The organism is Actinomycetospora sp. 2LY8.5, assembly GCF_057180585.1.
The window spans coordinates 114,297-139,139 of sequence record NZ_JBXUHE010000003.1 but is presented as its reverse complement, the minus strand read 5'-3'; the positions used below and the strand labels follow the sequence as shown (position 1 = coordinate 139,139).

Annotated in this window: 25 protein-coding genes; 21 read left to right on the top strand and 4 right to left on the bottom strand. The window is 73.8% G+C overall.

Going from position 1 to position 24,843, the window contains the following annotated elements:
- Positions 1 to 92 precede the first annotated feature (92 nt).
- Both AC2A1K_RS05035 and AC2A1K_RS05030 read left to right on the top strand, forming a co-directional pair.
- Complete coding sequence (locus tag AC2A1K_RS05035; protein WP_483895231.1) at positions 93 to 2,906, top strand: chemotaxis protein CheB; 2,814 nt, start codon at positions 93 to 95, stop codon at positions 2,904 to 2,906.
- A gap of 149 nt (positions 2,907 to 3,055) precedes the next feature.
- Positions 3,056 to 4,012, top strand: coding sequence for a helix-turn-helix transcriptional regulator (locus tag AC2A1K_RS05030; protein ID WP_483895230.1), 957 nt, complete (start codon positions 3,056 to 3,058; stop codon positions 4,010 to 4,012).
- Here the strand turns inward: AC2A1K_RS05030 and AC2A1K_RS05025 are convergent.
- The 3 genes from AC2A1K_RS05025 to AC2A1K_RS05015 are packed head-to-tail and all read right to left on the bottom strand — an operon-like array spanning position 3,976 to position 5,995.
- On the bottom strand, positions 3,976 to 5,196 hold the full coding sequence (locus AC2A1K_RS05025; RefSeq protein ID WP_483895229.1) for an RNA polymerase sigma factor: 1,221 nt from the start codon (positions 5,194 to 5,196) through the stop codon (positions 3,976 to 3,978). The genes AC2A1K_RS05030 and AC2A1K_RS05025 overlap by 37 nt on opposite strands.
- A 7-nt stretch (positions 5,197 to 5,203) precedes the next feature.
- Positions 5,204 to 5,551 carry a YciI family protein gene (locus AC2A1K_RS05020; protein WP_483895228.1) on the bottom strand — a complete coding sequence of 116 codons (348 nt, stop codon included), beginning with the start codon at positions 5,549 to 5,551 and terminating at the stop codon, positions 5,204 to 5,206.
- A gap of 30 nt (positions 5,552 to 5,581) precedes the next feature.
- Entirely contained in the window at positions 5,582 to 5,995 is a 414-nt protein-coding gene (locus tag AC2A1K_RS05015; RefSeq protein WP_483895227.1) for a DUF6069 family protein, read from the bottom strand.
- A gap of 206 nt (positions 5,996 to 6,201) precedes the next feature.
- Between AC2A1K_RS05015 and AC2A1K_RS05010 the strand changes: the two genes are divergently transcribed.
- The 11 genes from AC2A1K_RS05010 to AC2A1K_RS04960 all read left to right on the top strand — a co-directional run bounded on the left by AC2A1K_RS05010 (position 6,202) and on the right by AC2A1K_RS04960 (position 16,886).
- Positions 6,202 to 7,206, top strand: coding sequence for a molybdopterin-dependent oxidoreductase (locus AC2A1K_RS05010; RefSeq protein ID WP_483895226.1), 1,005 nt, complete (start codon positions 6,202 to 6,204; stop codon positions 7,204 to 7,206).
- Positions 7,207 to 7,307: 101 nt separating this feature from the next.
- Positions 7,308 to 7,499: a rhodanese-like domain-containing protein gene (locus AC2A1K_RS05005; RefSeq protein WP_483895225.1), complete on the top strand. Its 192-nt coding sequence runs from the start codon at positions 7,308 to 7,310 to the stop codon at positions 7,497 to 7,499.
- 144 nt (positions 7,500 to 7,643) lie between these two features.
- Positions 7,644 to 10,016, top strand: coding sequence for a xanthine dehydrogenase family protein molybdopterin-binding subunit (locus AC2A1K_RS05000; protein ID WP_483895224.1), 2,373 nt, complete (start codon positions 7,644 to 7,646; stop codon positions 10,014 to 10,016).
- A gap of 10 nt (positions 10,017 to 10,026) precedes the next feature.
- Complete coding sequence (locus AC2A1K_RS04995) at positions 10,027 to 10,506, top strand: (2Fe-2S)-binding protein (RefSeq protein WP_483895223.1); 480 nt, start codon at positions 10,027 to 10,029, stop codon at positions 10,504 to 10,506.
- Positions 10,507 to 10,536: 30 nt separating this feature from the next.
- Complete coding sequence (locus tag AC2A1K_RS04990) at positions 10,537 to 10,854, top strand: hypothetical protein (RefSeq protein ID WP_483895222.1); 318 nt, start codon at positions 10,537 to 10,539, stop codon at positions 10,852 to 10,854.
- A gap of 145 nt (positions 10,855 to 10,999) precedes the next feature.
- Positions 11,000 to 11,215 (top strand): hypothetical protein, encoded by a 216-nt coding sequence (locus AC2A1K_RS04985; protein WP_483895221.1) that lies wholly within the window; start codon positions 11,000 to 11,002, stop codon positions 11,213 to 11,215.
- A 462-nt stretch (positions 11,216 to 11,677) separates the two neighbouring features.
- Positions 11,678 to 12,982 carry a PP2C family protein-serine/threonine phosphatase gene (locus tag AC2A1K_RS04980; RefSeq protein WP_483895220.1) on the top strand — a complete coding sequence of 435 codons (1,305 nt, stop codon included), beginning with the start codon at positions 11,678 to 11,680 and terminating at the stop codon, positions 12,980 to 12,982.
- 108 nt (positions 12,983 to 13,090) lie between these two features.
- Positions 13,091 to 13,393, top strand: a complete 303-nt coding sequence (locus tag AC2A1K_RS04975) for an urease subunit gamma (protein ID WP_483895219.1) — start codon at positions 13,091 to 13,093, stop codon at positions 13,391 to 13,393.
- Positions 13,390 to 15,459 (top strand): urease subunit alpha, encoded by a 2,070-nt coding sequence (locus AC2A1K_RS04970; RefSeq protein ID WP_483895218.1) that lies wholly within the window; start codon positions 13,390 to 13,392, stop codon positions 15,457 to 15,459. Before AC2A1K_RS04975 ends, AC2A1K_RS04970 begins: the two co-directional genes overlap by 4 nt.
- 1 nt (position 15,460) lies before the next feature.
- A complete protein-coding gene (locus AC2A1K_RS04965) occupies positions 15,461 to 16,138 on the top strand; it encodes an urease accessory protein UreF (protein ID WP_483895217.1) in 678 nt (225 codons plus the stop codon).
- The gene (locus tag AC2A1K_RS04960; RefSeq protein ID WP_483895216.1) at positions 16,128 to 16,886 is read left to right on the top strand and encodes an urease accessory protein UreD; all 759 of its coding nucleotides are present in this window, start codon (positions 16,128 to 16,130) and stop codon (positions 16,884 to 16,886) included. Before AC2A1K_RS04965 ends, AC2A1K_RS04960 begins: the two co-directional genes overlap by 11 nt.
- On the opposite strand, the gene AC2A1K_RS04955 is transcribed toward AC2A1K_RS04960, so the two are convergent.
- Positions 16,865 to 18,532, bottom strand: a complete 1,668-nt coding sequence (locus AC2A1K_RS04955) for a purine-cytosine permease family protein (RefSeq protein WP_483895215.1) — start codon at positions 18,530 to 18,532, stop codon at positions 16,865 to 16,867. The two genes, AC2A1K_RS04960 and AC2A1K_RS04955, sit on opposite strands and share 22 nt — an antisense overlap.
- Before the next feature lie 101 nt (positions 18,533 to 18,633).
- On the opposite strand from AC2A1K_RS04955, the gene ureG reads away from it, so the two are divergent.
- The 8 genes from ureG (at position 18,634) to AC2A1K_RS04915 (ending at position 24,755) form a co-directional block, all read left to right on the top strand.
- A complete protein-coding gene (gene ureG, locus AC2A1K_RS04950) occupies positions 18,634 to 19,302 on the top strand; it encodes an urease accessory protein UreG (RefSeq protein ID WP_483895214.1) in 669 nt (222 codons plus the stop codon).
- A 110-nt stretch (positions 19,303 to 19,412) separates the two neighbouring features.
- Positions 19,413 to 19,979: a dihydrofolate reductase family protein gene (locus AC2A1K_RS04945; RefSeq protein ID WP_483895213.1), complete on the top strand. Its 567-nt coding sequence runs from the start codon at positions 19,413 to 19,415 to the stop codon at positions 19,977 to 19,979.
- A 140-nt stretch (positions 19,980 to 20,119) separates the two neighbouring features.
- A complete protein-coding gene (locus AC2A1K_RS04940; protein WP_483895212.1) occupies positions 20,120 to 20,425 on the top strand; it encodes a hypothetical protein in 306 nt (101 codons plus the stop codon).
- Between the two features lie 37 nt (positions 20,426 to 20,462).
- The gene (locus AC2A1K_RS04935; RefSeq protein ID WP_483895476.1) at positions 20,463 to 21,089 is read left to right on the top strand and encodes a ribonuclease H family protein; all 627 of its coding nucleotides are present in this window, start codon (positions 20,463 to 20,465) and stop codon (positions 21,087 to 21,089) included.
- 224 nt (positions 21,090 to 21,313) lie between these two features.
- Entirely contained in the window at positions 21,314 to 21,511 is a 198-nt protein-coding gene (locus tag AC2A1K_RS04930) for a DUF7455 domain-containing protein (protein ID WP_483895211.1), read from the top strand.
- Between the two features lie 55 nt (positions 21,512 to 21,566).
- A complete protein-coding gene (locus AC2A1K_RS04925; RefSeq protein ID WP_483895210.1) occupies positions 21,567 to 22,796 on the top strand; it encodes an MFS transporter in 1,230 nt (409 codons plus the stop codon).
- 44 nt (positions 22,797 to 22,840) lie between these two features.
- Positions 22,841 to 23,329: a hypothetical protein gene (locus AC2A1K_RS04920; protein WP_483895209.1), complete on the top strand. Its 489-nt coding sequence runs from the start codon at positions 22,841 to 22,843 to the stop codon at positions 23,327 to 23,329.
- Positions 23,330 to 23,429: 100 nt separating this feature from the next.
- Positions 23,430 to 24,755 (top strand): MFS transporter, encoded by a 1,326-nt coding sequence (locus AC2A1K_RS04915; protein ID WP_483895208.1) that lies wholly within the window; start codon positions 23,430 to 23,432, stop codon positions 24,753 to 24,755.
- Positions 24,756 to 24,843 lie beyond the last annotated feature (88 nt).

Genomic DNA, 24,843 nt, shown 5'->3' with positions numbered 1-24,843 from the left:
GCCGGACGCTGGTGGTCGGCCTCCCGCGGGGCCACAGTGGTGCGGTGGGTGGCTCGGCCCCGGATCGACCCCTCGCCAGGGTCGTGGTCCTCGTGGCGTCGGCGGGAGGCTTCGACGCGATCATCCGGGTGCTGGCCGGACTGCGCGCCGAGGCCCGCGTTCCCGTGGTCGTCGCCCAGCACCTCTCCGGACCGCACGAGAAGTACGTCGGCGTGCTCTCCCGGCGCGTCGGGCGTGTCTGCGTCTGGGCGGCGGAGGGCGACGCCCTGCAGGACGACCGGGTGACCGTCTGCCCACCCGGCTGCGCGCTGGAGGTGCTGCCGGACGGCTCGTGCAGTGTGCACCCGCTTGACGGTGCGCCCGGTCACCAGCGGTTCAACACCCTGCTCACCTCCACGGCCGACTCGTTCGGCTCGGGCACCGTCGCCGCCGTCCTGTCCGGCATGGGCAGCGACGGGACCACCGGCGCGCTCGCGGTCCGCGCGGCCGGCGGTGTCGTCCTGGCCCAGGACGAGGACAGCGCCGAGCAGTTCTCGATGCCGGGCTCGGTGGTCGGCGCCGACGCCGCCGACCGGGTCCTGCCGGTGGACGAGATCGGTGCCGTCATCGGCAACCTCGTCGGCGGGTTCGGGCTGCCGCCGTCCCGCGCGGAGCTCGACGCGGTGCGGACGGTCTTCGCCGGCCGGAGCGAGGTGGCGCGCCTCGCGCGGGGGACGGACTGGGAGTCGACGGCGCTCGGCGCGGTGAGCGGCTGGCCGTCCGTCCTGCAGACGATGGTGCGCCTCGCGCTCGGGTCACCCCTGGCGATGTGTCTTCGGTGGGGGCCGGACCGGGCCCGGATCGACAACGACGCCTACCGCCTGGTCATGGGCGACGCGCACCCGGCCGCGCTCGGTCGTCCGGACCGCGAGCTCGACGCGGACATCGAGCGGCGCGTCCACGCGGGCGAGTCCGTCGAGGTCCGCGAGGCGCGGTACGCCGTCACCCGGGACGGCGCCCCGCAGGACGCCTGGTTCGACCTGTTCTTCGTCCCGGTCGAGGACGCCGGCACGACCCGCGGGATCCTCGGCACAGCCGTGGAGCGCACGACGGAGGTGCTGGCGGCCCGCCGGCTGCGGACCCTGCACGAGCTCGCCGACCGCACGGCGGGCGCCGATGGCTGGCCCGAGGTCTTCGAGCGGACGATCGAGGTCCTCTCCCGCAACGACGGGGACGTCCCGTTCGCCCTCGGGTACCGGATCGACCCTCTCGAGGCGGTCGCCCGGCTGGTGGCGGGCACCGGCGCCGACGGGGTCCTCGCGCCGCCGCGGATGCCGATCGGGGAACGGTGGGGCTGGCCGCTCGCGCAGGCCGAGGCCATCGGGGAGCCGGTCCTCGTCGACGACGTCGGGGCGCGGTTCGGGGCGTCCGTCCGCGACGAGGACCGACCCTGCCGGCAGGCCCTGGTGCTCCCGCTCGCGCATCCGGACGGGGAGAGCAGCGCCCTCGTGCTCGGACTGTCGCCCCGGCTGCGGCGGGACGCACATTACGAGGAGTTCCTGCGGCTGGTGGGCACCGAGGTGGCGTTGCGTCTCGGGGCGGCGCGCACGCGGGAGAAGGACCGCGAGCGCATCGAGCGGGTCGCGGCCCTCGACCGGGCGAGGACGACCTTCTTCGCCAACGTGTCCCACGAGTTCCGGACACCCCTGACCCTGGTGCTCGCCCCGACCGAGGAAGTCCTCGCGCGCCGGGACCTTCCCGCGGACCTGCGCGCCGACGTCGAGCTGGTCCGGCGCAACGCGCGGCGCCTGCTTCGGCTGGTCGGGAGCCTGCTGGACCTCTCCCAGGTCCGGGCGGGCCGGCTCCGCGCCCGGTTCGAGCCCGCCGATCTCCCCGCGCTCACCGAGCGGATCGTCGCGGTCTTCCACGGAGCCGCCGAGCGCGCCGGCCTCGCGCTGCGGGTCGACGCCGCACCCCTGCCCGAACCCTTGTGGCTCGACCCGGAGCTGTGGGAGAAGATCCTCGCGAACCTGATCTCGAACGCCCTGAAGTTCACCTTCGAGGGGACGATCGACGTCCGCGTCCGAGCGCTGCCCCACCACGCCGAGGTCCAGGTCGCCGACACCGGGGTCGGCATCCCGAAGACCGAGCTGCCGCACGTGTTCCAGCGGTTCCACCGCGTCGCCACGACCGCTGCCCGCACGCACGACGGCGCCGGGATCGGCCTGTCGCTGACCGAGGAGCTCGTCCGTCGCCACCGCGGCCGGATCCGGGTGCGCAGCGAGGAGAAGGCCGGCACCACCGTCACGGTGTGGCTGCCCATGGGTTCCCGCGCCGACAGGGAGCAGACGGTCCCCGAGCGCTCGGACCACCCGCTCGACGTCGCGGAGGCGCTCGCGCAGGAGGCGGCGGCCTGGGTGCCGGTCGGCGGCGAGCAGGCCCTGCTGCACGAGACGACGCTGGCCGACGAGCCCCCGGGCGCGGGCGGCGATCCGGTCCGCAGCGGCCGCGTCCCGGGGGCGCGCGTGCTGGTGGTCGAGGACCACCCCGACCTGCGGCGCTACCTGCACCGCCTGCTCGGCGCGACGTGGGACGTCCGGACGGTGGCCGACGGCGCCGACGCCCTCGACGCCGCGCGCGATCACCGTCCCCACGCGGTGCTCGCCGACGTGACCTCGCCGGACGGCCCGGCGCTCGTGCGCCGCTTCCGGGCGGACCCGCAGCTCCGGGTGACGCCGGTCGTCCTGCTGACCACGCCGGCCGGTGAGGTTCCGGCCGTCGACGAGGCGCTCGCCGGGGCCGACGCCCTGCTCGCCAAGCCGTTCTCCGGCCGCGAGCTGGTCGGGCTGCTGGCGGCGCAGATCGAACTCGCCGGGGAGCGGTCTCGCGCTCCGGCCGCCGACCGGCGTCGAGAGGGCACCGACTGACCGGCCGGCACCCTCCTTGCCACCGGCCGGGTCCCGTGAAATGTTCGTGATGGACAGCAGTGCCTTTCCCGAAACAGATCCTTCGCGATTCCCGCCCGGGGGTAGTGGTGGTGGCCGAACTCCACACATCGGCGCCCGCGCCGTCCCCGGTGCAACGTGTCCGGTTCACGTCGACCGACCTCGACGAGGCGACCGCGCTGCTGCGTTCCCGGTACGCCGAGCACTCGCCGGAGTTCCACGGCTCGCGGGAGCGGTTCGCGTTCGAGCTCGCGGCCACCGCGGTCGCCGCGCCGTCCGGCACCGTGAGCGTGGACGGTCTCCGCCACAGCATGCGGGCGTCGGCGCTGGTCGAACCGTTCGCGGTGCCGACGGTCGTCGTCCCGCTCCGCGGGCGGGTGCGCCATGTGTGCGGGCGGCAGGAGGCCGGTACCGCGCCGACGCTCTGCCCCACCTGGGACCGGTTCCGGGTGGACTGGGACGACGTCGAGCTCGCCGTCGGCAGCGTCGACGCCGACGGGCTGGCCCGTGTCGCCGCCGAGATCCACGGCATCGAGCCCGACTCGGTCGCCTTCACCGGGATGACCGCGATCTCGGCGAGCCGGGCCCGCTACATCCACGCCCTGCTGCGCCACCTCGAACAGATCCTGCGCAGCCACGACGAGGTCATGGAGAGCCCGTTGGCGCGCGCGGAGACCTTCCGCCAGCTCGCCGTCGGCCTGCTGCAGGTCTTCCCGAACACCACCCACACCGCGGACGCCCCGCGCAGCCCCGGCGCCCCCGGCCCGGCCACGGTGCGCCGGGCGATCGCGTTCATCGACGGCCACGCCCACGAGGACATCAGCCTCACCGAGATCGCCCGGGCCGCCCGCCTCGGCCCCCGGGGCCTGCAGAGCGCGTTCCACCGCCATCTCGGGACGACCCCGCTGACCTACCTGCGCAAGGCGCGGATGGCGGGCGCCCACGCCGACCTGCAGGCCGGCGACCCGACCCGCGGCGACACGGTGGGCGCGATCGCCGCACGGTGGGGCTTCGCCAACGCCGGGCGGTTCTCGGTCGAGTACCGGCAGATCTACGCCCGCTCCCCCCGCGAGACGCTGCGGTCCTGATCGAGCTCCTCGCGCCGTCCCCGCAGGAACGCCCGCTCGGTGTCGTTGCCGACCAGCGCGAGGGCCTCGTCGTAGGCGTCGCGGGCCTCGTCGGTGCGGCCCAGCCGGGCCAGCAGGTCGGCGCGGGTGGCGGGCAGCAGGTGGTAGCCCGGGATGTCGAGCTCCTCGACGGCCGCGAGCGCCACCGCCGGCCCGCGCACCTCGGCGAGGGCGACGGCGCGGTTGAGCGCGACGATCGGTGTCGGCGAATGCGCCAGCAGCTGGTCGTAGAGCGCCAGCACCTGCGCCCAGTCGGTGGCGTCGCCGTCGGTGTGCACGGCGTTGATGGCGGCCTGGAGCTGGTACGGGCCGGGGCGGTCGCGGCGCAGGCAGCGGCGGACGAGCTCGTGGCCCTCGGCGACGAGCTCCCGGTCCCACCGGTCGCGGTCCTGCTCGGCCAGGGTCACCAGCTCGCCGCCCGGACCCACCCGGGCCGCGCGCCGCGCCTCGGTGAGCAGCAGCAGCGCGAGCAGGCCGAGCACCTCGGGCTCGTCGGGCATGAGATCGGCGAGCGCCCGGGCCAGACGCACCGCCTCCGCCGACAGGTCGATGCGCAACAACGGGCCGGTCGTCGCCGCGTAGCCCTCGTTGAAGATCAGGTACAGCACCGTGAGCACCGGCGGCAGCCGGTCGGGCAGCTCCGCCTCGCCCGGCACCCGGTACGGGATGGCGGCGTCACGGATCTTCTTCTTGGCACGCACGATGCGCTGGGAGATCGTGGCCTCGGGCACGACGTACGCCCGGGCGATCTCGGGCACCTCGAGCCCGCCGAGCAGGCGCAGCGTCAGCGCGGTCTGCGCGAGCGGGGAGAGCGCCGGGTGGCAGCAGGTGAAGATCAGGCGCAGCTGGTCGTCGCGCACCGGCCCGACCTCCTCGGTCTCGTCTGGCCCGTACAGCAGCAGGGCCTGCGCGTGGCGGGCCTCGCGGGTCGACTCCCGGCGCAGGCGGTCGAGGGCCCGGTTCCGCGCGGTGGTGACGATCCAGGCGCCCGGGTTGCGCGGCCGGCCGTCCGCGTCCCACCTCTCCAGGGCCACCGCGAACGCGTCCTGGACGGCCTCCTCGGCGAGCCCGATGTCGCCGAGGAGGCGCGTCAGGGTCGCGACGCAGCGGACGTACTCGTCGCGGTAGACGCTCGTCAGGTCCACCGGCGCGTCAGGCGATGCCGCCGAACGGGCGCACCTCGATCGGCACCTGGCAGGCCTCCGCGGCCTTCGCCGCCCAGTACAGCGCCGCGTCGAGGTCGTCGACCTCGATGACGTAGAAGCCGCCGAGCTGCTCTTTCGTCTCCGCGAACGGCCCGTCGGTCATGGCGGTGCTGCCGTTCTCCACGCGGACGACGGTGGCGCTGTCCGACGGCAGGAGCCCGCCGCCGAACACCCACACGCCTGCGGCCTTCATCTCGTCGTTGACCTTCCCGACCCGGGCGAAGCCGGCCTCCGTCTCCTCGTCGGAGGACGGGGGCACGCTCTCGTCGATCCGGACACCCATGAGGTAGTGCACGGCAGTGGTCCCTTCGGCTCGTGGTGTCGGTCAGGCCAGCTTGCGGGCGACGGCGGGGATCACGATCGCGGCGGCGACGACGTGGGTCAGCATCAGCAGCACCCTCGTCGCCACGGTGGCGTCCGCGAGCACGTCCGGGACGAAGGACAGCACGGTCAGGACGACGGTGGTGCGGATCCACGTCGTGCGCGGGGTCCGGGCGAACCGGCGCAGTCCGGTGGCGATGACCAGTCCGACGACGGAGAAGATCGCGGTCAGGACGGCGAAGCCGGACGCCGGGATCGTCGCGCCGGACACGGCGGTGCCGATGCCGACGGCCTGGCCGGCGGCGGCCACGGCGGCGGTGGCGACGGCCGCGGCGGCCGTGGCCGCGGCGCCGGTACGCAGGAGCGAACCGACGGTCGCGGTGTGCGTCGAGGCGGTGGGGACGGCGATCGTGGTCACGGGAACCTCCGGTGGTGCGGAGACCGGCTCGGTGCCGCTCTCTCATCCTGGCGACGAACGGGGACCGCACCGTTTCGACATGCTGCGCGACATTCTTCGGGGGACGTTTCCGGCGTCCGGACGGGACTCGGTCCCGGAGGCTGACGTGCACGTGGTCCCCGTGGCCACCGGTGTCGGATCCGGGTCGGTCCGGGCACGATGCCCCTGTGGCGCGTGCCGTACGGATGTCGCCGTCCGCGACGACGAAGTGGCAGCCCGCGCCCGCGCGTCTGACCTCGCCCACCACCGCGGTCGACGACCTCTACGTCATCGGCCACTTCGGCATCGCGCACGTCCCCGCCGAGGGCTGGCGCCTGCGGGTCGGCGGCCTCGTCGACCGGTCCCTGGAGCTGGACCTCGAGCAGCTGCGCGCGCTGCCGAGCGTCACCGTGACCGCGGTCCTCGAGTGCTTCGGCAACCCGCTGCACCCCGACGTCCCCACGCGGCGCGCGGGCAACGTCGTGTGGCGGGGCGCCCCGGTCGCCGCGGTGCTGGATCTCGCCGGCGCCTCCGACGCTCCCGTTCTGTGCGCCGAGGGGTCCGACTCCGGCGTCTTCGACGACACCCGCTGCAGCGCGTACCTCAAGGACCTGCCGACCGACGTGGTCCGCGAGCGCGGCCTGCTCGCCTACGAGATGAACGGCGCGCCGCTGACCGCCGAGCACGGCCACCCCGTGCGGCTGTTCGTCCCGGGCTACTTCGGCACCAACAACGTGAAGTGGCTGCGCTCGCTCACCGTCGCGGACCGGCGGCCCGAGCACCTGTTCACCACCACGCTCTACCAGCGCATCGCGCCGGGGACCGGGACACTCGCCCCGGTGCGCGACCTCGACGTCACCAGCCTCGTCACCGAGGTCCGCCGCGAGGGCGACGGCCTCCGCGTCGCGGGGTGGGCGTGGGGATCGTCGCCGGTCGTCGGCGTCGAGGTGGGGTCCGGGCCCGAGGACCTCCGGCACTGGGTGGAGGCCGCGCTCGACGCGCCCGTCGGCGGCGACCACGGGTGGCGGGGCTTCGCCGCCGCCGTGAGGGCGGCGCCGGACGTGGGTGTCGTCGGCGCCCGCGCCCGTGACGCGGCCGGCCGGCGGCAACCGCTGCGCGACGCGCGCAACGCCTGCCACGTCGTCGCGGTCGATCGGGAGACACCACCGCGCTCGAGCTCGACCGCCCGCTGACGATCGCGGCGTGGGTCGACGACGCCCTCCACATCGCGGACCACGGCCTGCAGGTGGTCACGGCGGATCCGGCGGAGGGCGGCGGCTGAGCCGGGTGCGGCATGGACCAGGAGCTCTCGGTGGCCGAGCTGGCCGTCGAGCTCGAGACGCGGAAGATCCTCCTCGTCCTCGACGTCCGCACCGGTGAGGACGTCGCCGCGGGCCACATCTCCGGCGCCTGGCCCGTAAGCCTGAGCGCGCTGCGCCTGCGTGGCGCTCGTGGCCGGCCACCGCACTCGTTCTACAGACGGTGAACGGAACGTTACCGACATTTGGTCCTTGTTAACCGAACGAGCTAATAGTCCGTGCGTGATCGGATCGTTACTCCACTGAGACCACCACCTCTCGGGCTGTCGGCTTACGACGCGACCCCCGGGTGCTCCCCACCGGAGGCAACGATGCCCACTCACCGCATGGCCCCCGCGCCGTCACGGCGCCCGCATCGCCCGAAGAAGCGGGCCGACACCGGTCCCGCCGACCCGGGACGGCGCCGGTTCCTCGGCATCGTCGTCGCGGCGCCGGTGCTCGTCGCCGCGGCCGAGCTGGGCCGGCAGACGCTCTTCGACTCGGTGCCGAGCGCGTCGGCGGACGCGCTGCCCTCCGCGCCCCAGACGCCGGAGCTCTACGACCTGCTCGACGCGCTGCGCGACGCGGCCCGCCCGACCGCGAACCTCATCCAGGTCACGGTCGATCAGGACGGCACCGTGTCGTTCGCCCTCCCCCGCTCCGACAACGGGCAGGGGATCATCACGTCGACGCAGATGATCATCGCGGAGGAGATGGGCCTCGACCCGGACCAGGTGAACGTCACCCTGGCCGACGCTCGCCCGGAGCTGGTGTTCAACCAGCTCACCGGCGGCTCGTCCACGACGTTCACCACCTTCACCCCGATCCGGGTGGCCGCCGCGCTGGCCGCCGGGCGGCTGCTCGACGCGGCCGCCGCCCAGCTCGGCCAGGAGAGCAGCGTGCTCACCAGCCGCGGTGGCGCGATCATCGGGCAGAACGGCGAGTCGCTGCCGTTCGGCGAGCTGACCGAGGCCGCCGCGAGCCCGGTGACCGAGGCCGTCGAGGTCGCGCTGAAGCCGCGCGAGGAGTTCACGGTCATCGGCACGTCGCGGACGAAGTCCGACGCCCGCGCCATGGTCACCGGCAAGAAGAAGTTCGTGACCGACCTCCAGGTGCCGGACGCGCTGCCGACGGTGATCTGCCGCGCGCCCGACCTCAACGGCGCCCCGGACGACGTCGAGAACCTCGACGAGGTCCGGACCATGCCCGGCGTCACCGACGTCGTGCAGGTCAGCACCGGTGTGGCGGTGCGCGCGAGGACGTTCGGGCAGGCCGTCGACGCGGTGAACGCCCTGCAGGTCACCTGGGAGGCGGGCACGGTCGCCGGCGAGGACGACGACTCGATCCTCGAGCAGGTGCGCGGGGGCGAGCTGCCGCTGGCCGTCCCGGACGTCGGCGGGACCACCGTCGAGGGCGAGTTCACCTTCTACTTCCGCAGCGGCTCCCCGCTGGAGACCAACGCGGCGATCGCCGACGTCCGCGAGGATTCCGCCGAGATCTGGAGCCCGTCGAAGAGCCCGATCGCGGCCCAGGCCGAGATCGCCCGGATCCTCGACATGCCCACCAACGCGGTGACCTTCCGCGTCATCGAGGGCGGCGGCTCGTTCGGACGCAAGCTGTTCTTCGACGCCGCGCTCGAGGCCGCCGAGGTCTCGAAGGAGATGGGCAAGCCGGTCAAGCTCATGTGGACCCGGGCCGACGACTCCCGGCAGGGCCGCACCCATCCGATGTGCACCTCACGGGTGCGCGCCGTCGTCGCCGGCGACGCGGTGGCGAGCTTCGAGCTCCGCCACACCAGCGTCGCGACCGAGGGCAACCCGGGGCTGTCCGAGCCGATCACCGCCGCGGCGGTCAAGGCGCCGCTGGGCAACCTGACGCTCTCGGAGAGCCTGTTCGAGCTGACGCAGGTCACCCCCTACAACTTCGGGGCGAGCACGCGGCTGCTCAACGAGGTCGAGATGGGCTTCAACACCAGCTCGACGCGCAACATCTACTCCCCGGACGTGGCCACCGCCCGCGAGCTGATGGTGGACAAGATCGCGGAGGTGATGGGCAAGGACCCCTACGAGTTCCGCTCGGAGTTCATCAAGCTCGACCGCTGGAAGAACGTCCTGGACCGGGCCGCCGAGGAGGCGGACTGGGGGAGGTCGATGCCCGACGGCACGGCCCAGGGCATCGCCTTCCACACCGAGTACAAGGGCGCCGCCGCGGCCGTCGTCGAGATCGACTGCCGCCCGGAGACGGTCGACCGCCGGATCCGCTCCGCACGCACCGGGCCCCGCGTCACCAAGGTGACCTACGTCGTCGACGTCGGGATCGTGATCAACCCGCGCGGTCTCAAGGCCCAGATGCAGGGCGGGATCATGGACGCGATCGGCAACACCCTGACCGCGGGGCTGCACCTGCGCGACGGGCACTTCGTCGAGGCCAGCTGGGACAACTACTTCTACACCCGGCAGTGGAACACCCCGGACGAGATCGACGTCGTGATCATCGAGGACTCCGACTCCCCGGAGCCGGGCGGGGCCGGCGAGTTCGGTGTCGCGGCGACCAGCGGCGCGATCGCCTGCGCCTACGCCCGCGCGACCGGCACGACCCCGGAGTTCTTCCCGATCCTGCACAAGGAGCCGCTCCCCTTCGAGCCGTACCCGACCGTCCCGCCGATCCCGCCGTCGCCCCTCGACGGCCTCGAGAAGACGAGCTGAGGACCACCACATGCCCACCCACACGTTCACGCTCAACGGCGAGCAGGTGTCGGTCGACGTCGAGGACGACGTCCGACTGCTCTGGGTGATCCGCGATCTGCTCGGGGTCACCGGCCCGAAGTACGGCTGCGGCATCAACGTCTGCAAGGCCTGCACCAGCCACATCAACGGCAAGGGCTTCAACCCCTGCTCGGTGCCGGTCGGCGCGATCGAGCCCACCGACGAGGTCACCACCATCGAGGGCCTCGCCGACACCACCCCCGGCGGCGGGCTGCACCCCATGCAGCAGGCCTGGATCGACAACGACGTGGCGCAGTGCGGCTTCTGCCAGCCCGGTCAGATCATGGCCGCCGTGGCCAAGGTCGAGCAGGCGCGCGCCGAGGGTCGCGACATCGACGACTCCGTGCTCGACGAGATCCGCAACATCTGCCGGTGCGGCACCTACTACCGCATCCGCGAGGCCATCCAGGCCGGCGCCGAGAACATGTGATCACCGCTCCCTACCCGAAGGAACCTGCTCATGACGAACCCGATGCGCCGCCGCGGCACCGCCGCCGCCCTGGGCCTCGCCGCCAGCGTCCTGCCCGTCCTGCCCGTGCTGGCCGCCGGCACCGCCCAGGCCGAGGAGACCGGCTACCCCAGCACGCAGAGCCCGATCCAGGCCGTCGACGCCGTGCTCGGCACCGGGGCCACCACCGCCGAGTCGTCCGCGGACGCGGCCGACGGCGAGGACCGCGCGCCCGGCGTGGACGGCACCGAGACCGAGCTCCCCGAGGCCGACCCCCGCTACGTGGAGGGGCCGCTCGGCGGCCTGCTGGTGAACGGGCCGCTCTCCTAACGCGACACGGCACCGGCGAGCCGCGTCCTCGACCGGGGGCGCGGCTCGCGGGTGTTCGGGGCCGGGCGGTGCGCGCGGGGTGTGGGCAACGGGTACGTTCCGTGGACGAGGACCACCGCCCCGACGACGGCAGGCAGGGGTGCGCATGCAGCTTCCCGAGGACGCCTCGGACCCGGACCAGGGCACGGATCACGCCGTCGAGAGCGGGGCCGCCCGGCGCAGCGTGGAGCGCGCCGAGCACGCGGCCGAGCGCGCCCGACGCGCCGTCGAGGTCGCGAAGGAGAAGCAGCTGCACGCGGTCCGCGCGGCGTCGCGGCGCGGGGAGCACCCGACGGAGATCGGTCCGGCGGCGAACCCCTGAGGGGTCGCCCGGGTCGCCGCCCGCCGCCCCGCCGCGCGTCCCAGTCGGGCACCGCCCGCAGCGAGGTGACCTGCAGGTCGACAGCCGCCGGCTGCCGTCACCGAGGCCCGTCGCCGTGGGCTGCTGGACCTCACCCGAGACGGATGGGGCGACACGATCCCGTAGGAGCGGTCGGCGGCGGCACGACCAGGACCGGCGCGGGGCTGTGGTGCACCCACGAAGTCCGAGACGCTGCCGAGCACCGCGGCGACGCCGCTCGTGCCCCGCGAACCGACGACGACCGCCGCCGGCCGCATCTCCTCCGCGAGCCGGGCGAGCACGACGTCCCTCGAGCCGTCGAAGCCGACCACGACGAGGTCGCCGCGCGGGTCCATCGCCTTCCCTCTCCGAGAGATCGTGCAGGTGCCTCCCAGCATGCTCGTCGGCTCCTCCCGGCGGAACGTGCCACGTAGGGTCGCCCGCGTGACGACCGACGGGCTGACGTGGGGAGACGTGTTCACCGCGCTCACCGATCACTCCCACCTGGTCGTGGGTGAGGGCCTCTCGGCGATGGTGGACGAGTACGTTGCTCCGCTCGGCCTGCACGCGGACGTCCTGCTGGTCGACCTCGGTCAGCAGGTACTGACCTCGGTGCGCCCGGACCCGCCGCCGCCGATTCCCGTGGACGGCACGCTGGCCGGACGGGCGTTCCAGCACGGCGAGTTCGTCGCCGGCCTCGCCGACTCCGGGCGGCGCGTGCTGTGGATCCCGATGCTCGACGGCACCGAGCGCGCCGGGATCGTGCGCCTCGAGCTCGACGCGGACGTGGTCGACGACCTGGAGTTCCGCCGCCGCTGCTGGACGCTCGCCGGGCTGATGGGCCACATCGCCATCGGCAAGCTGCCCTACAGCGACCGCATCCGCCGGATCCGGGCACCGCGACCCCTGTCGGTCGCCGCCGAGCTGCTGTGGCACCTCGTCCCGCCGCGCACCTTCGCCACCGACACCGTCGTGGTCACCGCCCTGCTCGAGCCCTACGACCAGGTCGCCGGCGACGCGTACGACTACGTCGTCGACACCGAGACCGCCTACGTGGCGGTCTTCGACGGCGTCGGACACGACCTCGCCGCGGGCAGCGCTACCGCCCTGGCCGTCAGCGCGCTCCGCAACGCCCGCCGGCGAGGCGTGGAGGACCTGGCCGACCTCGCCGCCGACGCGGACACCCAGATGCAGGAGGCCGGGGTCCGCCCGCGGTTCGTCACCGCGGTCCTGGCGCGCCTGGACCTGCGCACCGGCGAGCTCCGGTACGTCGTGGCCGGCCATCCGCCGCCGCTCCTGCTGCGCCGCGGGCACCTCGTCGACGCCTTCGGTGCGCCGCCACGGCCGCCGCTGGGTCTCGGCGCGGGCACCGCCCGGCCCGACGTGGCCGTCGAGTGGCTCGAACCCGGCGACCGCGTGGTGTTCTACTCCGACGGGATCACCGAGGCCCGCGACGCGGACGGGACGTTCTTCGGCGAGCGCCGCCTGGCCGACCTCAGCGAGCGCGCCGAGCTCGACGAGGTCTCGGCACCCGAGACCCTGCGCCGCCTCGCCGCCGCCGTGCTCGAGCACCAGGGCGGCGAGCTCCAGGACGACGCGACCCTGCTGATGCTGGACTGGTCGACCACCGGCCACGAGCGGATGCTGCCCTCGCTCGCCCGCGAGGTCAGCGCATCGGAGCCGCCGGGCTCGCGCCCCGAGCAGGTGCCCACGGCCGCGGTGGAGGGCTTCCGCTCCCCCACGGTGTGAGGGGCCGACTGTTACATCGGTGGGTCGGTCGGGGCCGCGCCGTCCCGCGGCGGCGGCCCGCTCATTAGCCTGCCGGACACGATCCCGTGACCGGCAGGAGAATCCCGAGTGCTGCTGACACCGCACGAGCAGGAGCGGTTACTGGTCCACGTGGCGGCCAACCTCGCCCACGAGCGCCGAGCGCGTGGCCTGCGGCTCAATCACCCCGAGGCCACCGCGCTGCTGACCTCCTGGATCCTCGAGGGCGCCCGTGACGGCCGGTCGGTCGCCGACCTCATGGCCGACGGCCAGCACGTGCTCACGCGCGACGACGTCATGGAGGGCGTGCCGGAGATGCTGCCCACCGTCGCCGTCGAGGCGACGTTCCCCGACGGGACGAAGCTCGTCACCGTGCACGACCCGATCACGTGAGCGAGCCCGGGAAGAGGATGCAGCCCGGGCAGGTCACGCCCGCCGGCGGGGAGCTGCGCTCGGGCGAGGGCGCCGCCACCGCCACCGTCCATGTCCTCAACGGCGGCGACCGGCCGATCCAGGTCGGCTCGCACGTCCACTTCGCCGCCGCCAACCCGGCCCTCGAGTTCGACCGGGAGGCCGCCGTCGGCATGCGCCTGGCGATCCAGGCCGGCACGAGCGTGCGCTTCGAGCCCGGCGTGGAGCAGGACGTCACGCTCGTCGCCCTCGGCGGGGCCGCGGTCGTGCCCGGCCTGCGCCTCGACGTCGCCGACCCGGCCGGCCGCCGCGGCGGCACCCCGGGGCCGGGCTGGACGGTGACCCGCGAGGCCTACGCGGACCTGTTCGGCCCGACGGAGGGCGACCTGGTGCGCCTGGCCGACACCGACCTGCGCATCCGCGTCGAGGCCGACCGCTGCCGCGGCCCGCGCGGCGGCGACGAGGCGGTGTTCGGGGGCGGCAAGGTCATCCGCGAGTCGATGGGGCAGGCCCGGACGACGCGCGCCGAGGGTGCTCCGGACCTCGTGATCACCGGGGCACTGGTCCTGGACCACTGGGGCGTGGTGAAGGCCGACGTCGGGGTCCGGGACGGGCGTATCGTCGCCCTGGGGAAGGCCGGCAACCCCGACACGATGGACGGGGTGGACCCGGGGCTGGTCGTCGGGCCGGGCACCGAGGTCCTGGCCGGCAACGGCAAGATCCTCACTGCGGGCGCGGTCGACTGCCACGTCCACTTCATCAGCCCCCAGCAGCTGCCCGAGGCCCTCGGCTCGGGTGTCACCACCATGGTCGGTGGCGGCACCGGGCCCGCCGAGGGCACCAAGGCGACCACCGTGACGCCCGGGCCCTGGTACCTGGCCCGGATGTTCGAGGCGCTCGACGGCGTGCCGATGAACTTCTCGCTGCTCGGCAAGGGCAACACCGTCGGTGTCGGCGCGCTGCGCGAGCAGGTCCGCGCGGGGGCGAGCGGGTTCAAGGTCCACGAGGACTGGGGCGCCACCCCGGCGGCGATCGACGCGGCCCTGCGCATCGCCGACGAGACCGGCGTCCAGGTCGCGCTGCACACCGACACCCTCAACGAGGCCGGCTACGTCGACGCGACGCTCGACGCCGTCGCCGGGCGGAGCATCCACGCGTACCACACCGAGGGGGCCGGGGGCGGCCACGCGCCGGACATCATCACCGTCGCCGGGCAGCCGCACGTGCTGCCGTCCTCGACCAACCCGACCCGCCCGCACACCGTCAACACCGTCGACGAGCACCTCGACATGCTGATGGTCTGCCACCACCTGTCACCGTCGATCCCCGAGGACCTCGCCTTCGCCGAGTCGCGCATCCGGGCCTCGACGATCGCCGCGGAGGACCTGCTCCACGACCTCGGGGCCATCTCGATGATCGGGTCGGACTCGCAGGCGATGGGCCGGGTCGGCGAGGTCGTCCTGCGCACGTGGCAGACCGCCCACGCCGCGCGGCGCCGCGTGCTGGGCACGGGTGGCACGACCGCGGACGACAACGACCGGGCCCGCCGCTACGTCGCCAAGTACACGATCTGCCCGGCCGTGGCCCACGGGCTCGACGGCGAGGTCGGGTCGGTCGAGGTCGGCAAGCTCGCCGACCTCGTGCTGTGGGATCCCGCGTTCTTCGGGGTGCGCCCCCACGTCGTGCTCAAGGGCGGCCTGATCGCCTGGGGCCGCATGGGCGACGCCAACGCGTCCATCCCCACTCCGCAGCCCGAGCTCTCCCGCCCGATGTTCGGCGCCGCGCCCGCCGCGGCGGCGGCCACCTCGGTGCACTTCGTCACCGAGCAGGCGCTGGCCGACGGTCTCGCCGAGCGGGTCGACGTCCGCCGGCGGTTCGCTCCGATCCGATCGACGCGCGCCGTGGGCAAGGCCGACATGCCCGAGAACGCGGCCACCCCGGACATCGGCGTCGACCCGGACACCTTCACGGTGCGCATCGACGGCTCGGTGGTCGAGCCCGACCCGGTCCGCGAGCTGCCCATGGCCCAGCGCTACTTCCTGTTCTGACGTGCACCCCGCGCTGCTCCTGCTCGCCGACTCACGCCTGCCCACCGGCGGCCACGCCCACTCCGCCGGCCTCGAGGCGGCCGCCACCCGAGACCTCGTCCGGACCCCCGACGACGTCGCGGCCTACCTCGCCGCGCGCGTGCCAAGCACCGGCCTCGTGACCGCCGCCGCCGCGGCCGCGGCGTGCCGGACGCGCGCGACGACACAGGAGGCCTGGGAGCGCTGGGACGCCGCCATGTCCGCGCGCACCCCGGTGGCCGCGCTCCGCGAGGTCTCACGGGCCCAGGGGCGCGCGCTGCTGCGCACCGCGCGCGGCACCTGGCCCTCGCCGACCTACGACGCGCTCGGCCCGCGCCCGCACCAGGCGCTCGCGCTCGGCGTCGTCGTCGCGGCGGCCGGCGGCGCGCCCCACGACGCGGCGGCGCTCGCCGTCCACCACCTCGTCGGACAGGTCTGCTCGGCGGCGGTCCGGTTGCTGGGCCTCGACCCCCTGGCGCTCGCCGGGGTGCACGCCCGGGCGCTCGGCGACGGCGCGGCCACCGTCGCCGAGGCCGTGGCCGCCGGAGTCGCCGCGGCCGCCGGCGACGACCCCGCGCTGCTGCCCGCGGCCACCACGCCGCTGCCCGAGGTGCTCGCGGCCCGGCACGCCCAGGCGGACGGGGCCCTCTTTGCGTCCTGAGACCGCCCCGGCCGATCTCCGGGCGCACGCTCGCCTCTCCCGACGGGACGGGCGCCTGACCTGGGCGTCCGACCCGCCGCTCGTCCTGCGCCGCACCGGGCGGGGGCGGGTGCACCTCGTCCAGGTCGGCGGCGGGCCGCTCGGCGGTGACCGTCTCCGGCTCGACGTCGACCTCGGCCCCGGCGAGCGTCTCGAGCTCCGCACCGCGGCCGCGACCGTCGTGCAGCCCGGACGCGAGGGCGGCACCGCCCGGTTCGCGGTGCACGCCCGTCTCGGCGACGGGGCCGTGCTCGACTGGCGCCCGGAACCGACCGTGGTCACCGACGGCGCCGACTGGTGGGCGAGCCTGGACCTGCACGTCGCCGACGGCGCGTTGACGACCGTGACCGAGCAGGTCGTGCTCGGGCGCGCCGGGCAGCGCGGCGGGCGCGTCCGCAGCGACCTGGCCGCCACGGTCGACGGGCGCCCCGTGCTCGTGTCCTCGACCCGCCTCGACGGCGCCGACCCGGTGCTCGGCGGGCCGGGCGGGACCGCCGGGGCGCGCTCCGTCGGCACCCTGCTGGTGTGCGGCCGTGCCGGCGGGGAGGCCGAACCCACCGGCGGCGAGGAGGGCGGGGTGCGATGGGCCCGGAGCGCCCTCGACGGCCCGGGCACCCTCACCACCGCGCTCGGCGCGACCGCGGCCGTCACCCGGCTCCTCGCCACCGAGCGCGAGGCGCTGCGCGGTCAGTCCACCGGGAGCACGTGACGCCCCTCGCGGTCGGTGGACAGGCACAGGGAGCACACGTACCCCGAGCCGGTACCCGACGCCGTCATGTCGGGACGCTCGAAGTCCTGGTCGCACACCTGGCAGTGCAGCGTCGCGCCCGAGGGGTTGCCGTGCTCGTCGAACATCGGCACGTCGATGCCGTCCTCGGTGCGCCGCAGGTAGTACCGACCTCTCGTCGCCAGCGCGAGGATCGGCGGTAGCACGAACGCCAGCCCGATCGCGACCAGCGGCGAGTACGACGCCAGCGTCTCCCCCAGCAGCCCGAAGAACGCGAGGATCGAGACGCCGGCGGCGACGAGCATCGAGCCGAAGCCGACCGGGTTGACCGCGTAGAGCATGCCGCGCCGGAACTCCGGGACCTTCGGTGAGATGCCGAGCAGGTACTTGTTGATCGCGATGTCGGAGGCGACGACGACCACCCACGCCATGCCGCAGTTGGCGTAGAAGCCGAGGATCGTGTTGAGGAAGTCGAACATGTTCGCCTCCATCAGCACCAGCGCGATGAGCAGGTTGACGCCGAGGAAGACCAGCCGACCCGGGTAGTGCTTGGTGACGCGGGTGTAGGAGTTGGTCCAGGCCAACGAGCCGGAGTAGGCGTTCGTGACATTGATCTTGATCTGGCTGATCACGACCAGGATCACGGCCAGCGTGAGCGCGAGCCACGCCGGCATGATGTTCGTGTAGATCTCCAGGAACTGGCGCACCGGCTCGTTGGCGAACTCCGAGGCGCCGGGGATCGTGCCGAGCAGGTACACCGCGAGGAAGAGCCCCACCGCCTGCTTGATCGCACCGAAGATGACCCAGCCCGGGCCCGCGAGGACCGTCGCGGCCCACCAGCGCCGCGAGTTCTCCGGGGTCTTCGGCGGCATAAAGCGCAGGTAGTCGATCTGCTCGGCGATCTGGGCGATCAGCGAGAGGCACACGCCCGCCGCGAGCATCACCGCGCCGAGGCTCGGCGTGCCCTGGCCCTCCTCGCCCTGGTAGGCGAAGAACGTCTGCACCGACTCGGGGTGGCTGACGAGCAGGTAGACGAACGGCAGGACCATGAGGACCAGCCACAGCGGTGTCGTCCAGAGCTGGAGCTTCGACAGCAGGCTCATCCCGTACACGACGAGCGGGAAGATGATGATCGTCGAGACCGCGTAGCCGAGCCAGAGCGGCATGCCCAGCCCGAGCTCGAGGCCCTGGGCCATGATCGAGCCCTCGAGGGCGAAGAAGATGAACGTGAACGTCGCGAAGATGATGTTCGTGACGACCGACCCGTAGTAGCCGAAGCCGCTGCCGCGGGTGATGAGATCGAGATCCAGGTTGTACCGGGCCGCGTAGTACGCGAGCGGGAAGCCCGACAGGAAGATCACGACCGCGAAGACCGCGATGCCCCACAGCGCGTTGACGGTGCCGTAGGAGATCCCGATGTTGGCGCCGATCGCGAAGTCGGCGAGGTAGGCGATGCCCCCGAGGGCCGACGTGGCGACCACTCCCGTCGACCACTTGCGGTAGCTGCGGGGCGCGAACCGCAGCGTGTAGTCCTCCAGTGTCTCGCGTGCGGCGCCGGCCCGGGAGGCCGTGGCTCCTGTCGGCGGCGTGGTGCTCGAGTCCGGGGGGCTCGTGGCGTCCTGGGTCACGGTGCGAGCGTGAGATCGGTGTGTGTTCGCGACGCAACGACCGAGCGACACTCGTGTTTCCGGGAGGGACATCGAGGTCTCGGGGGGCGGATGATCCGGGGGTGCACCGACTCGACACCGAGGATCTCAACGGCGGAGCCCCGGACGATCACCACCGTCACGGCCGGGCCGTCCGCGTCGGCATCGGCGGACCGGTGGGCTGCGGGAAGACCGCCCTCGTCGCGGCGCTGTGCCGCGCGCTGCGCCACGAGCTCTCGCTGGCGGTGGTGACCAACGACATCTACACCACCGAGGACGCCGACTTCCTGCGCCGCGAGGCGGTCCTGCCCGACGACCGGATCGTCGCCGTGCGCACGGGATGCTGCCCGCACACGGCCATCCGAGACGACATCACCGCCAACCTCGACGCGGTCGAGGACCTCGTCGAGCGTCACGACCCCGAGCTCGTCCTCGTCGAGTCCGGCGGCGACAACCTCACCGCGACCTTCAGCTACGGCCTCGTCGACCGCCAGATCTTCGTCCTCGACACCGCGGGCGGCGACGACGTCGCGCGCAAGGGCGGCCCGGGCGTGGCGGGCGCCGATCTGCTGGTGGTCAACAAGGTCGACCTCGCGCCGCTGGTCGGCGCCGACGTCGACCGCATGGCCGTCGACGCCGCCCGGGTGCGCGAGGGCCGCCCGACGATCCTCACGTCGGTCCGCACCGCGCCGGCCGTCGCCGAGGTGGCGGGCTGGGTCCGGGAGCAGGTGCGGGCGGCGGTGCGGGTCTGACGCGGCCGCTCGGCTCGCGGGGCGGCGACTCCGAGGGCTTCTGAGGGCTTGCTGCTCAACCTCTTCGTTGAATACAGTTTCAGGACTGTTTGCAGCGAAAGGAGGACGCCATGCCGACCCTCATGGTCGACTTCATCATCACCCTCGACGGCTACGGCGAGGGCGAGGGCTGGCCCGGGTTCTGGGGCATGGAGGGCCCGGAGTACCTGCAGTGGCTCGAGAACGAGCCGGAGCACACCGCCCTGCTGGGGGCCACCACCTACCGTCTGATGGCGGGGTACGCGGAGGACATGCCCGACGAGCTGGCGGGGATGACCGCCCAGCCCAAGGTCGTGTTCTCGTCGACGCTCGGGGAGCCGCCGACCTGGGCGAACACCGAGCTCGTCCGCGGCGACCCGGTCGAGGCCGTGCGCGCCATGAAGCAGGACCACCCGCGACCGCTGCACACGGTCGGGAGCCTGTCCCTGACGCGCGCGCTGCTCGGCGCCGGCCTGGTGGACCGCTTCAGGGTGGTCGTCTTCCCGGTGATCACCGGGATCACCGGGCGGAACCGCATCTTCGACGGCTACCCCGACGTCGCCCTCGAGCTGGTCGAGAGCCGGACGATCGACGGGCGGCTGCAACTGCTCGAGTACGTCCCGACGGTGATCGACGGACCGCCGACCGGCAGCCGGTGAGGCGCTGCGCGCCGTGCGGATCGTGATCGGCGGCGCCCGCGGGGGTGCCCGGGCCGGAACATCTTGGTGGCGAGCACCACCGTAGTCACACTCGGAGGCGAGGAGGATTCTCGGTCCACCGACCCGGCCCGAGGTGGTCCATGTCCGCATCCTCACCGCGCCCGCCCTGGGACGACGCACGCCCGCTCGACGCCCGGGAGACCCGCGAGTTCGACCGTCTCGTGGCCGCCTACGGCCGCACCGCGCGGTGCCCCTCCTCGACCGAGCCGGTGCTCCGGTGGCGCACGGTCGTCCTGGTCCTGGCGGCGAGCGCGGTGTTCGCGTTCCTCAGCGCACTGCTGCCCGCCCCGGCGAACCTGTGGTCACCGGTCGCCCTGCTCGTCGCGGTGGCGCTCGCGAGCCTGGCATGGGCGGTCCGGTCCGCGCGCAGGGGTCACGGCCACTGATCGCCGCCCGCGCGCTGGCTAGCCTGGTTCCGTGCCGATGACCGCGAAGTACGCCACCACGTGCGGGGTCTGCGCCTCCGCCGTCACCCCCGGCGAGGAGATCGCGCGCTCCGGGGAGCGCTGGGCGCACGCGGACTGCGCCGGCTCGTCCGGCACGGGGGCGGCGCCGAAGAAGGCGACCGGTGGGACCAGCCGGGCGAAGAAGCCGCCGCGCCCGGACATGCCTGCCGTCGAGGGCGCCCTGGAGGTGTGGACCGACGGCGCGTGCTCGGGGAACCCGGGCCCCGGCGGCTGGGCGTGGGCCACCCGTGACGGCCGCCAGGACAGCGGCGGCGAAGCCGGCACCACCAACCAGCGCATGGAGATCCGCGCCGCCCTCGAGGCGGTGCGCGCCCTCGAGGGCCCGCTCGTCGTCGTCAGCGACTCGACCTACGTCGTGAACTGCTTCCGCGACGGGTGGTGGAAGGGCTGGATCGCGCGCGGCTGGACGACGAGCGCCAAGAAGCCCGTGGTCAGCCGGGACCTCTGGGAGCCGCTGATCACCATGGTCGACGAGCGCGGGGACGTGTCCTTCCGGTGGACCAAGGGCCACTCGGGTGACGAGATGAACGACCTCGTCGACCGCCTCGCCGTCGAGCAGTCGAAGGCCGTGTCGACCTCGTAGGTGACGCCACCGGACGTCCTGTCCCAGCCGACCGCGACGCGCCGGCTCAACCGCACCCGGGACATTCCCTTCGGCCACCCGGGTCCTGCGGGCCGACGAGTCGGGTTGGCCCCCGGCGGTCGGCGGGCGCACACCCTGCCGACACCGGCGCCGCCGGAGCAGTCTCGGTGTCCTCATCGGAGAACGTGTCCCATCGGAGAACGAGGACGAAGGAGGCGAGCGCCATGACCGCCGGTGCCATCACCAGCGCCGTTGCCCGTGACGTGACCACCATGCGGGAGACCTGCGACCGGTGCGGGGTGCGCGCCGCGTCGATCGTCCTCCTGCCCGCCGGCGGGGAGCTCGCCTTCTGCGGCCACCACGGCCGCGCCCACCGGGATCGACTCCTCGAGGCCGGGGCGCACATCATGCCGCTGGGCTGAGGAGGTCGGCCTACGCTGCTGTCGTGTCGTTGCGCGCCGGAACGGTCTGAGGCCGGTGCTGCGTACCCGCACCCACGGCCGCTTCGCGACCTTCACCGTCGCCTCCGTCGCCTCCGTCGCCACCTCCGCCGCGGCGGGTGTCCCGGCGCCCCTCTACGTCGTCTACCAGCAGACCTACGGGCTCTCGACGGTCGTGCTCACCGGCGCCTTCGCGATCTACATCCTGCCTCTGCTCGCCGCGCTGCTCTGCTGTGGCGGCCTCTCCGACCACCTCGGACGGCGTCGGGTGGCCGTGCCGGCCCTGCTCGCCGGCGCGGCCGGCTCCCTGGTCCTCGCCACCGTGGACTCCGCGGCGCCCCTTCTCGTCGGGCGGGCGATCCAAGGGGTCTCGGTGGGGCTCGCGCTCAGCGCGCTCGGGGCGTTCGTCGTGGACCTCGAGCCCCCGGCACACCGCGGCCTCGCCGGCGCCGTGACCAGCGGGGCACCGCCCGGGGGCATCGCGATCGGCGCGCTCGCCTCCGGGACCGCCGTCGCCCTCGCTCCGGCGGCCGCCCCCGTCCTGGCGTTCGTGGTGACCGCCGCCGTGCTCGCCGCCGCCGCGGTGGCCGTGCTCTTCTTGCCGGAGACCGTGACACGGCGGCCGGGCGACGACGCGGAGCGGAGCTCGACCACGAGGTCGTGCGCGCTGCGGTCGCTGCGCCCGGTCGTGCGCGTCCCTCCGACGGCACGGCCCGTCTTTCCCGCCGTGTGCGTGCTCGTCGCGGGCACCTACGTCCTCGGCGGCTTCACCCAAGCGCTCGCGCCGTCGCTGGCGGTATCGGTGCTGGACGGGAACGGTCCGTTCAGCGGCGCGCTCGCGGTCGCCGTCTACCACCTGGTCGGCCCGGTCGCCGGGCTCGCCGCGAACCGGATGCGCGCCGCGCGGGCGCTCACCGGCGGCGCCGCCGGGCTCGTGGTGGGCATCGCGGGCTACGTCGCCGCGATCGCCGTCGGGAGCTTCGCGCTGTACCTGGTCGCCGCGGTCGTGGCCGGCGCCGGGTTCGGTGTCGCGTTCGCCGGCGCCATGCGGATCCTGCTCGAGCGCAGCCCGGAGGGCACGCAGGCCGGCACCCTGGCCGCGATCTACCTGTACTGCTACCTCGCCGCCGCCGTCGCGAGCCTCCTCGCGGGCACGGCGGTCGAGGTCTGGGGCCTGGCCCCCGTCGCCGTCGGCGTCTGCGGCGCGGTCGTCGCGACGATCGTGGCCGGTGCGGTCGGATCGGTGCTGCGCATGCGCCCCGCCTGATCGCACCCTGGACGCCCCTCCCCGGCCCCGGCAATCTCTCGACCATGGCCGAGGACGAGGACACCGGGAGCACCGTCGCCGGCGCGGCGACCGAGGACAGCATCGCCGTCGCCGCCGGCCTCGACACCTCGCACAGCGTCGCGGTGGCCGGGAGCGTGGCGACCGCCGGCAGCGTCGGCGTCGCCCACAGCACGGGCACCGCCGGCAGCATCGGGGTCGCGGGCAGTGCGGCCACCGCCGGCAGCGTGGCGGTCGCCGGCAGCGCCGCCACCGCGGGCAGCGTCGCCGTCGCGGGCAGCGCGGGCACGGCCGGCAGCGTCGCGATCCTGGCCAGCGTGCTCACCCTGGTCGGCGTGCGACTGCGGCTCTGCCTGGCCACGATCGCCTGCGTCGACTGCGTGCGCTGCGTGGGCTGCATCGGGTGCGTGGACTGCGTCGACTGCGTGGGGTGCATCGGCTGCGTCGGCCTGCGCGGCGCGGTCGGGCAGCGCGGTGTCACGGCCGCTGAGTGGCGAGGTCGACCCGGCGCGTAGCTCGTCGCTCGCACGTGCTGGTGATCCCGCGAAGCGCTCCGTATGGTACCGGTCACACACGGCGACCGATTCCGCATGGCGGAAAGGCAGGGGTCCACCGATGCATCCTGCTCCGAGTTCACCGCACCCGCCGACGGCCCAGGAGACCCGCCGTGTCGCGGGCGCGACGCTGATCGGCACGTCCATCGAGTGGTTCGACTTCTTCGTCTACGGCGCCGCCGCGGCACTGGTGTTCGGCAAGCTCTTCTTCCCCACCGCGGACCCGCTCACCGGCACGCTGCTCGCGCTGTCGACGTTCGGCGTCGGCTTCGTGGCCCGGCCGTTCGGCGGCGTGATCTTCGCGCACTTCGGGGACCGCATCGGACGGAAGTCGATGCTGGTCCTGTCGGTGGTGATGATGGGCGGTGGCACGTTCGTCGTCGGCCTGCTGCCGACCTACGCGACGATCGGGATCACCGCACCGATCCTGCTCGTGCTGCTGCGGATCGTGCAGGGCATCGGCCTCGGCGGTGAGTGGGGCGCCGCCGCGGTGATGGCGGTCGAGTACGCACCGCCGAAACGCCGCGGGTTCTTCGGGAGCTTCCCGCAGATCGGTGTGCCGGCGGGCATGCTCACCGCGAACCTCTCGCTGCTGGTCATGTCGTCGCTGATGTCCGACGAGGCGTTCCTGTCCTGGGGCTGGCGGGTGCCGTTCCTGGCCTCGATCGTGCTCGTCGTCGTCGGCATCGTGATCCGGCTGAAGGTGGCCGAGTCGCCGGTCTTCGAGGCGGCCCGGTCGGCCGGGAAGATCGAGCGCCAGCCGGTGCTCGCCGTGCTGCGCCGCCAGCCGCTGAACGTGCTGCGCGCGGCGGGCCTGCGGTTCGCCGAGAACAGCACGTTCTACATCCACACCACGTTCGTCCTGACCTACGGCACCGTCGTGCTCGGGCTGGCCCGCAGCGACCTGCTGCTCGCCGTGATCGTGTCGTCGGCGCTGGGGTTGCTCAGCATCCCGTTCTACGGGTGGGCCGCCGACCGCTTCGGGCGCCGTCCGGTCGTGCTCTGGGGCTCGCTGGTGCTGCTGCTCATGAGCTGGCCGTACTTCTGGGCGCTGGACACGCGCTCGCTGCCGTGGATCGTGCTCGCCACGGTGGTCGCGGTGAACATCGGCAACTCGGCGGTCTACGCGCCGCAGCCCGCCTGGTTCTCCGAGCTCTTCGAGCCGGAGGTCCGCTACAGCGGGGCGTCGATCGGCGCGCAGGGCGCGAGCGTCTTCGCCGGCGGCCTGGCCCCCGTGATCGCCACCGCGCTGCTCGACGCGACCGGCGGCTGGGGCTGGATCGCGGTCTACATGTCGGCGATGGTGCTGATCACGATCATCGCCGCGCTGTTCTCCCCCGACCCGTACCGCGCGTCGACGCGGGAACCGGAGGCGGTCGCCGCCTGATCACGACCTCCCGAGCGACACCCTTCCGGGTCCTCCTCGTTGGACTCTGCGGGGCGCTGCCCTGTACCGCGCGTGACCGGGAGACCCT

Excerpts from the sequence above, each read along its gene's own strand:
- AC2A1K_RS05000 (WP_483895224.1), top strand. The coding sequence starts at position 7,644 with ATGCCCACTCACCGCATGGCCCCCGCGCCGTCACGGCGCCCGCATCGC.
- AC2A1K_RS04945 (WP_483895213.1), top strand. The coding sequence starts at position 19,413 with ATGCCGACCCTCATGGTCGACTTCATCATCACCCTCGACGGCTACGGC.
- AC2A1K_RS04920 (WP_483895209.1), top strand. The coding sequence starts at position 22,841 with ATGGCCGAGGACGAGGACACCGGGAGCACCGTCGCCGGCGCGGCGACC.
- AC2A1K_RS04935 (WP_483895476.1), top strand. The coding sequence starts at position 20,463 with ATGACCGCGAAGTACGCCACCACGTGCGGGGTCTGCGCCTCCGCCGTC.
- AC2A1K_RS05005 (WP_483895225.1), top strand. The coding sequence starts at position 7,308 with ATGGACCAGGAGCTCTCGGTGGCCGAGCTGGCCGTCGAGCTCGAGACG.
- AC2A1K_RS04940 (WP_483895212.1), top strand. The coding sequence starts at position 20,120 with ATGTCCGCATCCTCACCGCGCCCGCCCTGGGACGACGCACGCCCGCTC.
- AC2A1K_RS04930 (WP_483895211.1), top strand. The coding sequence starts at position 21,314 with ATGACCGCCGGTGCCATCACCAGCGCCGTTGCCCGTGACGTGACCACC.
- AC2A1K_RS04990 (WP_483895222.1), top strand. The coding sequence starts at position 10,537 with ATGACGAACCCGATGCGCCGCCGCGGCACCGCCGCCGCCCTGGGCCTC.
- AC2A1K_RS04995 (WP_483895223.1), top strand. The coding sequence starts at position 10,027 with ATGCCCACCCACACGTTCACGCTCAACGGCGAGCAGGTGTCGGTCGAC.
- AC2A1K_RS04915 (WP_483895208.1), top strand. The coding sequence starts at position 23,430 with ATGCATCCTGCTCCGAGTTCACCGCACCCGCCGACGGCCCAGGAGACC.
- AC2A1K_RS04985 (WP_483895221.1), top strand. The coding sequence starts at position 11,000 with ATGCAGCTTCCCGAGGACGCCTCGGACCCGGACCAGGGCACGGATCAC.